Origin of the sequence: Sporosarcina sp. PTS2304 (assembly GCF_003351785.1) — a bacterium.
Lineage (GTDB): Bacteria > Bacillota > Bacilli > Bacillales_A > Planococcaceae > Sporosarcina.
The window spans coordinates 2,325,508-2,337,863 of the sequence record NZ_CP031230.1; the positions used below are offsets into that span (position 1 = coordinate 2,325,508).

Below are 12,356 nucleotides of genomic sequence, written 5' to 3' on the forward strand. Positions count from 1 at the left end.
ATTATGAGCTTTATTTTTTCATAAAGCACCACAAACCTTTACAGAGCATATGTAATGAAGAAAATGTCCACAACATTTTATTCTCAAATAATATTAGTTAATGAATTTGTTATGACCTTATACCTATAAACGTATACACTTTACTGCAAAATAAAGGAGTGTACAAAAAAGCTTATTGTGTAATACTACATTAAACTACTACTATCGAAATGAGTTACATTACGTTAGAGGAGAGATGTAAATGCAAGTTATAATCGAATGGACATATACATCACCTAAAGGAAAGACAGCGTATTTTCATTCAGATGAAATGCCAGCAGAGGATGCAGTGTTACTCGCTGAAGACATGGAACGAACTGGACGTGTAAAACAACTTATTTTTACAGACACACATAATAGTTCCTGGACATTAAAAGAATTGAAAGGTTATATAAAAGGCATACAAACCGACCCCCATAACATTACATTATATTTCGACGGAGGTTTTAATTGGGATCAAAAGAACGCCGGACTAGGTTGCGTCATTTATTATGATCAGAATGGAACATCCTACAGGTTGCGTAAAAACGCTTCAGTTACTGGATTAACTTCGAATAACGAAGCTGAATATGCAGCACTCTACTTTTGCTTGCAAGAGCTTGATCTGCTCGGAGTCCATCACTTGCCTATTCACATACTAGGCGATTCGCGTGTCGTCATTCAGCATTTGCTGGAGGAGTGGCCGGTGATAGAAGAAGAATTACACAATTGGGCGGATAAAATTGAAGAGAAAATGAAAGCACTTGGCCTACAGCCACAGTATGAGTTAATTTCAAGAAAAGCTAACGTGGAAGCAGACAGACTAGCGAGCCAAGCTTTGAACGGTGTAGAAATTACAGCGATAAGTGAAAGATGAAATGAAAAAGTGGTTGTATCCGATCACGCTATCGGACAGAACCACTTTGCTTCTTTACTCATGAATCTCACTCTTCAGTTATATTCGAAATAGCTACGCCACGTTCAGCAAAAACTTTTTGGGCAACAGATAAAGCATTGAGGACACTCGGAAATCCAGTGTAAGGAATTAAGTGCATAATGCATCCTATAATTTCATCGGGCGTCAAACCAACATCCAGCCCGGTCTTAATATGCATTTGAATCTGCGGTTTCCCTTGAGCCACAAGAGCTGTAATCGTCGTCAGCACTTTTTGCTTATTATCCAGTCCAGGACGCGAATAGATGTCTCCAAAAGCGAACTCCACCACATATTTAGTTAAATCCGGCGCAACATCTTTAAAACTTTCTCCAATCTCCATCTCCCCTGCCGGATTTTCTTCACCCGACAAAGTAAGTTCCATCAATTTCTCCAAACCACGCTGATAACGATCTTCCGTCATTTTAAAAACCTCCCTGATATATTAATCTACTTTGCATATGATTGTATGAAAACTCTCACTAGACATAGATACTATCCATTGTAACAAATCTTTCTACGAATCCAAATGTTCGGATTATAGGAAGAGTCTACCTCATTAATATCCGATCGATTCAAAATCATTTATACTTAAAGAATTAATACCAATTGGAGGCTATGCAGTGAATTTTAAAAATATAGATCAACAAGTTATCAAAAAATATAAAGAAGATGAAACTCTAATGATTCGTTTATTTGTCCAGTGGTGTAAAAACTACCGACTCGATCCAGAGACTCTGTATCAACGAGCGTATCCCGATCAAGTTGCAAATGCGGCTTTGAAAGCTGTTATAAAAGACGACGACGGATTCGAGGAACTCGTCATTGATGATGAGATGATGTTGGATGTGTTGCAGCTTTTTGGAAATATTGATTTGGCGTTTGTTTTAACAGAAGAGCTTGAAAAGAATCGTCCATAAAGAAGCAGACTATGGAAATATCATATTTTACGACCAGCTTTTTTGATATAAAAAAAGAATATTACCAAGGCTGCTAATTAACTATAGAATGCACAATTCAATCATTCATTTATAAGCGAGTTTGACTATCGATATTGGATAGAGTGACATCGACTTGGATCGTCTTGCGCTTTGGCACTTTTAGACGATACGCTTTCCAAAGAATGTCTTGCGGGTTACGCCTGTCGTCCTCCCGAAGTCGATCGTTTTTGAAAGCCGAAAACGAAAATGTAAATAATAGATTCCAGGCAAATCTCTTCATTTATCCGTAACATTCTTTGTTTTGAGCCCAATAATAAACCGCTAGACCGATAAGTATATAGAAAGAATAAAAAATGTATAAAGAACTGAAACTGATTACACCAACCAACACTCCTGCTACTAGTGATCCCCCACTAATTCCAATATCAAAAACTGACAAGAATGTCGCCAAAGCAACAGGTCTACGTGCAGGTTTAGATTTTTGCAATACAACCGTTTGGAAACTCGGAAATAACGTCCCCCACCCACCGCCTATAAATGCTGCTGCCATAAAAAATAGCAAAGTATTCGTCGTTAACCCCAAGAGCAACATCCCTATCGCGAATGATACAATTGCTGGAAAGATGATGGCATTGGCTCCATGTTGATCGTACCAACGGCTGGTTAAAGGTCTTGTTAACAAAAGAACGACTACATAAATCACAAAAAAATAGCTTGACTCCGCACCTAAGCCTTGCTCAACCGCAAAAACCGCCATAAAGGATAATACGGATGCATATGCCATCCCAAAAAAAGCACCTGTTATAGAAATAGGCAATGCGGACATTTCGAATAATGGCGATCTTTTCCGTCCTCCCGGGATCTCTTCAAGCTTCTCTGCCGGAAGACGCGTCAACACACCAAACAAACAAGCAATTAACGAACAGCAAGCACTTGTCCAAAATAGAGTATATAAATTATATTCATCTAATACTGTAAGCCCCATAAAAGGACCAATGACCATTCCTACATTAGTGGATAAAATAAAATACCCCATGCCTTCACCTTTTCGAGATTCTGGAACAATTTCCGCTACGATGGCTACTGTAATGGTAGTAGCCATTCCAAAACCCAATCCGTGTATGAAACGGACTGTAAGCAATAGTGGTATCGAGTCGAAGAAACTGTAGAGGAAGGAAGCGATAGTAAATAGCCCTAAAGAAGAAAGAAGCATAAACCTTTTCCCGTACTTTTTAATCCACGGTCCCATAAACGGTCTTATTATGATAGCAGCACCGATATAAACGGTAGTAAACAAACCGGCTACGGCACTCGTCGAACTATAATGCGAAATCGCAACAGTCGGCAGAGTGACAAGCAATGCGAAATACGTTATGATAAAAAAGAAATTCGCTAATGAGATACATATGAAGTTTTTAGACCATAAAGAGTGATCGCCCACTAAAGATACACCTCACTGACATATGATTTGTTACAAAATCCATTCCCTCTAGCTCAATCTGAAGCTGACTAAAAATAGAAAACCATCGAAAATGCTACGCCTTCTGCCAGTATGCTCAAGCGCCCATAGCGATACTTCGAGAGCTTAAAAATCGTGCACAGAAGTCGTCCATTTTTGACGGTTTTCTAACTGACTATTATTTACTTCAAGCGATAGATAAAAGTCGAGTCACTTTAAAACTTCCAAGGCTGTTCCAGATTCTTCAGAGTACTTACACTCCATTCACGCCTAGCCGTAAAATGTTTACTCTTTTTTTGTAGTTAACGTTTTCAGCTCATCCACCAAGTCCGGTACTTCCTTGTCTAAAAACGCCCACTCAGAATCATAGGCTAAGTCCAAAAACTTTTCTTCTTCCGATTTTGGTAGTTTGAAAAGCTCAACTCCTATCTTTTCAAGTTCCGCAATTTCCTCTTTATCAAGTTCTGTATAATAATCTACCATCTCTTTTTCGTAGGCTGCCGTTGCCTTTAGGATTGCTTCTTGATCCTCAGCAGAAATTTCATTCCATTTATCGTCGTTCATGAGGATCGTACAGTTTTGCGTCCAAAATGGATGGTCTAAAATATATTTAGACGAATCAGTCCACCCATCTTTTCTAGGTCCATTAAAACCGCCATACACAAAACCTTTCACCACACCAGTTTGCAAAGAAGTATAAACTTCCGAAGGATCAATCATGGCAGAAGCGATTCCTAGATTTTCAAAAAAACGATTATAGTTCGGAGCTGAACGTACCGGAAGCTTTTTCAAGTCATCTACACTGTCAATCGGACTATTCAACCAGAGCCTAGGAGAACCGGTCAACCAACGCCCCAAGTACATAACATTCATCTTTTCATGTCTCTCTACCATTAAATCATAAAAACCATTTTCTCTTTCTTCCCACGGTGTCAATTGTGACAAAGCGATACTGAGAGTTTCAGGAGCGAGCGATTGATATTGTCCGATATATGTAAAATTGACATCTATTACACCTGAATTCATCGCTTCAAATTGCTCGCCAATCGGAATGACATCAGCCCCTCCACGCCAATTCACTTTCACTCGCCCTTCCGTTGCTTCCTCTACAGACTCTATCCAATCATGAAGAGTAGCTGTCAACGGATGGTCTTTCGGCAAAAAACTAACGGCATTTAATGTCATTGTTTTCGACTTTCCTTTTTCACTAGCCCCACCACTTCCGCACGCTGACAATAATACTACTAAAAGCATTAGTATAATTAGTCGATACATTTTTATCTTTCTCATTGTTTCTCCTCCTGCTGTTTATAAAGTTTTTCGCTTTACTTTACAAAGCTTGGTAACCATAGAGTAAGTGACGGGAAAATAATCATTAATACCATAACCGCCAAATTCAATAGTATAAAGGGAACAACGCCTTTATAAATTTCCTTCATCGATATAGAGTCTTTCGGTATTACTGCTTTCATCGCAAAAAGATCCATGCCAAAAGGTGGGGTGATCGTAGCTACTTGCATATTCAGAAGCATAATTGCACCAAACCATAATGGATCGAAACCCATTGCATTTGCGATCGGCATCAGTATTGGTAGCGTCATCATCATAATTGATAAAGGCTCCATAAAACAGCCAAGTAACAACAATACAATCTGAATAAGTATCAAAATAACAATTGGCTGATACTGCAAGTTCCCTACTAATTGTACGAGACCTTGTGTGACGCCTGTAAAACTTAAAATTTGACCGAATGTAGTTGAACCAATAATAATCATAAAAATCATAACACTAGATCTTAACGTACCAGAAAGTGAATCCCAAAACTTCGACCAAGTTAGACCACCGTAAAAATAAGAAAGTACTACCGTTCCCAACGCTCCTAAAACAGCACTTTGAGTTGGTGTAGCAATTCCAAGGATGATCACTCCTAATAATAAGAACACGATCAACCCAAGTGGCAAAATATACTTTACTGTGCCTAATAACTTCTCAGTTAACGACACTTTTTCGACGGTATACGCTGGAGCTAACTCAGGCTGCAAATAGCATCTAATAATAATGTACAGAACAAATATTACAGCTAACAATAATCCCGGAATAACAATAGCAAATAAAAAATGTCCTACTGGGATCGAAGCAAGAGAAGCAAGTAATATACCTAATGCAGTTGGTGGTATCATAGTAGCAAGACCAGCACTCCCTAAGATTGGTCCAACAGTCATCGCAGGGCTATACCCTTTTTTCTGCATATCCGGCACTAATAACGAGCCGAGTAAAGCAGTACTTGCAACACTCGAGCCACTTAAAACTGAAAACAATGTCCCACTTCCAACAGCTACGATACTTAACCTACCCGGAAGGTTTCCGAACCACTTTCCTACCGCATCAAATACTTTAAAACCTAACCCTGTCCGAAACATAATTTCTCCCATTAAGATGAACATCGGTATAGGCAATAAAGAGAATTTGGAAATAGATGAAAATATATTTAAAATAAGTTGATTCAGTCCCGCTTCACCGTTCCATAATAGTATGACACCTACAATATTTATCGTTAAAAAGGAGAATGCGATCGGTAAACCAATCATGAATAAAAAAAACATACTTCCAAATACGAGCGCTAAAACACTCCACCACTCCATATAATTACCTCCTATCTTCCTCACTCGTTAATCTAAGCTTATTAATCGAAGATAAAAGGTTTCGAAGAAATTGAATAAAAACGAAGAAAAATCCAATCGGGATAATGATTATAAGCAAAGAGCGCGGAATTTCCAAAATGGTTTCAGTTTTTATTCCTCTAGTGTGTAAGCTCCAAACCGCCATAAATCCATAAAATGTAATGACTATCGAAATGATAACTCCTATACAAGAATTTACTATCTCCATTCGCGTTCTATTTTTTTCGCTCAGTCTATTCAATAAAAGGTCTAGCTTAATATGTCCATCTTCCCGTAATAACCAGGCGACACCGAAAAATGTTAAGAAAACTAATAGATATTCCGAAACTTCCAATGTCCAAGAAAATTGATAGCTAAAAAACTTTAATGAAACAATATCCACAATGATTAATAAACTAATTATGACGATAACAATTCTTCCTAAAATAGCCATGAAATTTATAATGGAATCTAATAACAGATTTAATTTGACCAGCGCCCTCACCTTCTTTCTCGCTTCCTAATTAAATGAAGAAAAGGTAAGCTCCTACTCTTCGTAGATTCTTACCTTTTTAAATTTCCCACTACTATAATGAATTCACTTCCAGATAGTTAGTATTCGTTTTCAGCGCGTCTACCCATCGTTCAGACTTTTCGTAACAATCGCCTATTTGAAGTATTCGTTGATCAGTAAACGGTTTGCCGATCAACTGAAGTCCGACAGGGAGTCGCCCTTCCGTAAAACCGCAGGCAACAGAAAGCGCCGGAAATCCTAAAATGTTAGCAAGTGGAGTCTTGCCAAGCGTAAACATATTACTAATGGCTTGTTCAGGAACCATCGACCCTATTTCAAATGGCGATTGAACATTCGTTGGTCCAACGAGTGCATCGATTCCTTCCATTTGCTTCATAGTACTTTCTATGAACTGTTTTCTAATACGCTGAGCTTGTAAATAGGAAGAAGCTGAAATATCACGGCCAAATTGGAAGCGGAATTTTAAGTCATCTCCATATAACTCGGCATGGTTTTTTAATAACGGATTATGGAAAGAAACAACTTCTGATTGAGCAATGGTTTTTAATCCATCTAGCGCTTCATTGATTCTAGGTAAGTCAATCGGAACTATTTTAGCTCCAAGCAATCTTAATTGATCAAAAGCATTTTCGATCACACATTTTACGTCTAAGTCAATTCCGGAATACATATAAGGCTCATAAAAACCTAATGTAACACCTTTTAAATTTTTCAAAGAGTCTTGAAAGTAGACTGAATGATCCTTTTTTACTGAAGAATGATCTTTAGAGTCATAACCTTTCATAGCGTCTAGCATAATTGCAGCATCTTTTACAGTTCTCGTCATTGGTCCTACATGATCTAATGACCAACTGAATGAAAATCCACCATGTCTACTGACGAGTCCATACGTCGGTTTAAATCCTACTGTTCCACACATCGCGGCCGGCAGACGAACGGAACCAGCTGTATCTGTTCCAACCGAACCAAAAGACATTCCTGTCGCAGTGGCAATTGCCGATCCTCCACTAGAACCACCTGGTATTTTCGAGAGATTCCACGGATTCCTCGCACTTCCATAGTGGGGATTTTCCGTTGTTGCTCCCATAGCAAATTCATGAAGGTTTGCCTTACCTATAATAATTGCACCTGCTTCCTTCATTCTTTGTACAGAAGTAGCATCTTCATCTGGTATCCACTCGTTAAAAATTTTGGATCCACCCGTTGTAAGCACTCCTTTTGTTTGCAAAAGGTCTTTGATTGAAATAGGAATACCATGTAACGGACCGCGTATAACACCGCTTTGTGCTTCATCTTCTAATACTTGGGCTTGTTGCATAGCTTCCTTTTCCATTACTGTTATAAATGCTTTTAATACTGGATTGTATTTACTTATTTGTTCAATAGATAACTTTGTTAATTCAACAGGAGATACTTTCTTCTCACGAACTAACGAACTTACCTTTTCAATACTTTCAAATAGAAGATTATTCATTAGAATCCTCCTCGAAATTTTCAAGCGAAAAAGTAAATGCAGGTTCACTGAATAATAGTTCTGATCCTTCTATTCCAACAACATGTAGTAAGTAATCGGTTAGATTCATTTGAAAAATCTCCTTTCAACTAGATAGTGACTACAACGCAAAGCTCTTTTTGTTACACCAGAAATAATATAATTTGCGGGAACATGATGAGCAACGCTATAAATGCTACATATGCAACTAGAAAATAAGATGCTCCTTTAAACACAGTAGTTATAGGAGTATCTTTGGTCAATCCTTGGACAACGAAGACATTCACCCCAACTGGTGGTGTAATGGCACCCATGCTTGTTACAACACATAGAAGGACAGCGAACCAAACAGGATCATAACCAAGAGCTATAATTGTCGGATAGAAAATTGGAATCGAAATGATCAAGAATCCTAATGCATCCATAATCGATCCACCGATCACATACACAATAAGTATGGCGATTAATACGAACACTGAAGGCACTGGAAGGTTTGTTACCCATTCAGCTACAGCATACGGAAGTCTCGTAACCGTTAAGAAACGCCCAAACACTAACGCGCCTACTACAAGCATTAATACCATGGACGATGAACGAAGAGTACCAGCCATCGCAGCCTGGAAATTTTTTCTATTAATCTTCTTCATTACTAAAGAAATAATAAGTGCACCAAATGCACCAAACGCGCCTGATTCAGTCGGTGTAAAGAAACCGAAAAACAGTCCTCCAATTACAAAAATAAATAGAACCATGACAGGGATAACCCCGACTAATGATAAAAGCCTTTCTTTCATAGTAGACTTTTCCCCTGCTGGGCCAAGTTCCGGAGATTTTGCACATAACGAAATAACCGTTATGACGAGAAGCGCAGTCAAGAAAATACCTGGTATGATACTCGCCACAAATAACGATCTAACGGACACTTCCATTTGTAATGCCAAAACGATTAATACAGTACTTGGTGGAATAATAATACCAAGTGTACCGCCAGTTGCGATGCTCCCCGTACTTAAAGCTTTATCGTATTTGTATTTATCCAATTCCGGTAAAGCCATTGTACCCATCGTTGCAGCTGTCGCTGAATTGGATCCACAAATTGAAGCAAATCCTGCACTTGCCAAAATCGTCGTACTAGCCATTCCTCCACGAAAATGACCAACCCATTTATATGCAGACTCGAACATCTTTTCCGTTATTCCTGTTCTGAAGACTATTTCTCCCATTAAAATATAAAGAGGAATAACACTTAAAGAATAGCTGGAGAATTGATTCCATAAATCAGCACTTAGCACATTAAACGCCGCTTTTGAAGAAACGGCGACAATGAGACCGATAAAGCCAACGATAAACATGGAAAAACTAATAGGCATCCTTAGGAACATAAATAAAAACAATGATAAAATTCCAAGTACCGCTATTATATTCATGTCCATTTTAGGATGCCTCCTTCCAAATCATTACTATTTCCTTCAAGATCGCTAAAACTAATCCAATAAAACCGATAGAACTCAGAATAACAAGAGGATAAAATGAAAATTGGATTGTTTGAGAAACAATCCCATCACTTTGCAATTTCAGACCAAATAAAAATAATTGCCAAGCAGCCAAAGAGAAAAAAACTGCACTCAACACGTTCATACATGTATGAATGGTCTTTTGCGCTAAGCGTGGGAACTTTTCTAATACCATATCTATATAGACATGACCTTTATTCAGTTGAGTATAACCTAGGGCAAAAATACCTGTGATTGCCCCAAGCCAACTTACAATTTCAACCGTTCCTGAAATCGGATCCGAGAAAATTCGCTTAATAGAATTAAACACAATCAATAACATCATTAGTAGCAGAGCAGTGCCCGCAATAATAGCCAGAAATTGATTTAAGTAGTCTGTAAACTTAAAGAATACATTAGATGAAGAGGTGGGTGTTTCTTCATAATCATGTTCGATGAGGGAAGCGCTTTCAATATTGAATTCAACTAGTTGATCGTTTCTCATTTCTGAACCTCCAAATCTAAAGGATTCACTTACTTAGCATTATTGTACTTTTCAATTAGCTCTTCCATTGTTTGTAAATATTCTTCTGCTGGAAGTCCTTCTGTTTGTAATTGCTCCACTACTTCCTTTTGCATATCGCTAAGCTTTTTATCCCACTTCTGCTTTTCATCAGCCGAGAGTTCTACCACTTCAAGACCTTCGCTTTCTTTACTCCAATCAAGAGATTCTTGAACATGATTATCCAAGTATTCTCCGGTAAACTCTGTCATTTCAGAATTTAGTTCTTCGATCACTTGTTGAACATCTTCTGGTAGCGAATCCCATGTGTCTTTATTCATCACTGCTATGAATGTATTTAAAGCTAATGGATAATCCGTTACGTACCCTACAACTTCTGCGAGTTTGGAATCCTTAAGAATTTCACGAGAAGAAACATACCCCTCTACGATACCTGTTTGTAAAGCTTCAGGTACCTCCGCTTGAGACATTCCAACAGGCGCAGCACCCAGTTCAGACATAATCGGCGCTAAAGCTCCAGCTATACGTAACTGCTTTCCTTTAAGATCACTTAAAGAAGCAATTGCTTTTTTACTTTGGATATATGCTGGCTCGGTAGCAAATGTAGTGATGATCTTAAAGTTATCAAGAGCTTCCGGTGGATATTCATTGACTAGATCAGCTGTTACATTACTAGCGACTGTTGCATTCTTATAGCCTGATGGCATATCTGAAATTGACAGCAACGGGAATCTGCCTGGCTCATAAGACGTAGAAGTTAATCCTATATCAGCTGTTCCGTTTTCCACTCCATCATACATATTGTTCGCCTCAAGCAACGTTCCGCCCGCAAATAAATCGACTTGTACTTTTCCATTCGTTCTTTCTTCTAGACGTTTTTTCCATTCTTCCATCTGGATAGCTGGAAATGTATTGGGCGGGGCAAAGAAAGCATAACTCAACTTAATTACGTCTTTATTACTTTTAGCGCTTGCGTTTCCATCATTTCCACCACATGCAGCTAATATCATCATCAATACAATTAAAGACATTGTCAGGATTAACCTCTTCATTATTCCACTCCTTTTTTAAAAACACGTAAATAAGCCTTTTTCATTCCGTTATTTATTGATTTTCCACTAAGAAAAACGGTCTCCCAATCGATGCTTCCAAACGGAAATATCGATCAATCCCAGCATCTCTAAATGAGTGTGTCATGTTCGTAACGGTTTGAAGGTCAGGCACATTGTACAGGAAACAAGCATGCCAATTCGCTGGTCCTGCGTGCCCGGCAGTCAAAATATCCCGATCAAACGTGCCCAATAGTTCAGAACCATTACTTTCCCATTCTTTAATAATAGATTTCAGTTTAGGTAGTAGTTCATTTTCTTTTTGTTCTTGGGTAGTATCGAACCATCCCGTGGATTCGAATGTTATAAAAACTCTAAGTGGATTCGGCACTTGTGGTGCACCATGTACAATTTTTGTCAATTTCTCCATCTCCTTCAGTATACATGTAGATTCTATCTCATAAATAAACCGCCATTTATGTCGAATGTGGCACCCGTAATATAACTCGCAGCTTCTGACGATAGATAAGAAACTAGCTGAGCCACTTCGTCCGCTTCACCAAACCGTTGTACGGGTATACTTTCTTTCATTTTTTCTAATTTTTCGGGGTCAATCGTATCCATTTCTGGGGTATTTATCGCTGCAGGCGCAATGGAATTAACTGTTATTCCTTGCCCCGCTAAAGATCTGGCAAAAGATTTCGTGAGTACAAGTTGTCCTGCTTTGGAGGCACAATAATGTGCTCCTGACGAAAGAGGCCCTGCCTGTCCACCATAAGAGGAAATATTGACGATGCGCCCACTTTGTTGTTGTTTCATCATATCAAGTACGGCTTGTGAAAAGAAAAAAGTTCCGCCAAGATTGACTGATAAAATTAGATTCCATTCATCTTCTGTTATATCTTCTACAGAAGTCTCTTTTCTAACTCCAGCGTTATTTACTAAAATATCAATTCGACCCCAATGTTCCACTACTTTTTTCACACTGTTTTTAATAGCCTGTACATCTGATACATCGACAGGTAAAAACATCGTTCGAGAAGAGTTGGATGGACTAACTAAGCTTGACGTTTTGACATCTTGAAGTAACTGTTCATTGATATCAATGAACACTACGCATTTTCCTTCTGAAAGAAATTTTTCAGCAATAGCTAAACCTAATCCTTGGCCAGCGCCTGTTACGATAGCTACTTGTTTTGCCGTTTTGTTTTGCACAATCATATTAGCCCCCATCATTGTAAAATTCGATATC

General features: G+C 38.4%; 13 protein-coding genes. 2 read left to right on the forward strand and 11 right to left on the reverse strand.

What is annotated here, in order from left to right; all coding sequences use genetic code 11:
- Nucleotides 1-241: 241 nt before the first annotated feature.
- Nucleotides 242-895 carry a reverse transcriptase-like protein gene (locus DV702_RS11050; RefSeq protein ID WP_114924810.1) on the forward strand — a complete coding sequence of 218 codons (654 nt, stop codon included), beginning with the start codon at nt 242-244 and terminating at the stop codon, nt 893-895.
- A 67-nt stretch (nt 896-962) separates the two neighbouring features.
- Here the strand turns inward: DV702_RS11050 and DV702_RS11055 are convergent, their stop codons facing one another.
- Complete coding sequence (locus DV702_RS11055) at nt 963-1,376, reverse strand: carboxymuconolactone decarboxylase family protein (RefSeq protein ID WP_114924811.1); 414 nt, start codon at nt 1,374-1,376, stop codon at nt 963-965.
- A gap of 199 nt (nt 1,377-1,575) precedes the next feature.
- Here DV702_RS11055 and DV702_RS11060 point away from each other — a divergent pair, with 199 nt between their 5' ends.
- Nucleotides 1,576-1,872 (forward strand): hypothetical protein, encoded by a 297-nt coding sequence (locus DV702_RS11060; protein ID WP_114924812.1) that lies wholly within the window; start codon nt 1,576-1,578, stop codon nt 1,870-1,872.
- A 301-nt stretch (nt 1,873-2,173) separates the two neighbouring features.
- Here DV702_RS11060 and DV702_RS11065 read toward each other — a convergent pair whose 3' ends face one another.
- The 10 genes from DV702_RS11065 to DV702_RS11110 all read right to left on the reverse strand — a co-directional run bounded on the left by DV702_RS11065 (nt 2,174) and on the right by DV702_RS11110 (nt 12,325).
- On the reverse strand, nt 2,174-3,334 hold the full coding sequence (locus tag DV702_RS11065) for an MFS transporter (protein ID WP_114924813.1): 1,161 nt from the start codon (nt 3,332-3,334) through the stop codon (nt 2,174-2,176).
- A 303-nt stretch (nt 3,335-3,637) separates the two neighbouring features.
- Nucleotides 3,638-4,642 carry a TRAP transporter substrate-binding protein DctP gene (gene dctP / locus DV702_RS11070; protein WP_114924814.1) on the reverse strand — a complete coding sequence of 335 codons (1,005 nt, stop codon included), beginning with the start codon at nt 4,640-4,642 and terminating at the stop codon, nt 3,638-3,640.
- A 35-nt stretch (nt 4,643-4,677) separates the two neighbouring features.
- Entirely contained in the window at nt 4,678-5,994 is a 1,317-nt protein-coding gene (locus DV702_RS11075) for a TRAP transporter large permease (protein ID WP_114924815.1), read from the reverse strand.
- A gap of 4 nt (nt 5,995-5,998) precedes the next feature.
- Nucleotides 5,999-6,466, reverse strand: coding sequence for a TRAP transporter small permease (locus DV702_RS17350; RefSeq protein ID WP_371682760.1), 468 nt, complete (start codon nt 6,464-6,466; stop codon nt 5,999-6,001).
- Nucleotides 6,467-6,599: 133 nt separating this feature from the next.
- Nucleotides 6,600-8,021: an amidase gene (locus DV702_RS11085; protein WP_114924817.1), complete on the reverse strand. Its 1,422-nt coding sequence runs from the start codon at nt 8,019-8,021 to the stop codon at nt 6,600-6,602.
- A gap of 161 nt (nt 8,022-8,182) precedes the next feature.
- Nucleotides 8,183-9,472 (reverse strand): TRAP transporter large permease, encoded by a 1,290-nt coding sequence (locus tag DV702_RS11090; protein WP_114924818.1) that lies wholly within the window; start codon nt 9,470-9,472, stop codon nt 8,183-8,185.
- A gap of 1 nt (nt 9,473) precedes the next feature.
- Complete coding sequence (locus DV702_RS11095) at nt 9,474-10,037, reverse strand: TRAP transporter small permease (protein ID WP_114924819.1); 564 nt, start codon at nt 10,035-10,037, stop codon at nt 9,474-9,476.
- 29 nt (nt 10,038-10,066) lie between these two features.
- On the reverse strand, nt 10,067-11,107 hold the full coding sequence (dctP, locus tag DV702_RS11100; RefSeq protein ID WP_114924820.1) for a TRAP transporter substrate-binding protein: 1,041 nt from the start codon (nt 11,105-11,107) through the stop codon (nt 10,067-10,069).
- A gap of 52 nt (nt 11,108-11,159) precedes the next feature.
- The gene (locus DV702_RS11105) at nt 11,160-11,525 is read right to left on the reverse strand and encodes a hypothetical protein (RefSeq protein ID WP_114924821.1); all 366 of its coding nucleotides are present in this window, start codon (nt 11,523-11,525) and stop codon (nt 11,160-11,162) included.
- Nucleotides 11,526-11,557: 32 nt separating this feature from the next.
- On the reverse strand, nt 11,558-12,325 hold the full coding sequence (locus tag DV702_RS11110; RefSeq protein ID WP_114924822.1) for an SDR family NAD(P)-dependent oxidoreductase: 768 nt from the start codon (nt 12,323-12,325) through the stop codon (nt 11,558-11,560).
- Between the last annotated feature and the right edge of the window lie 31 nt (nt 12,326-12,356).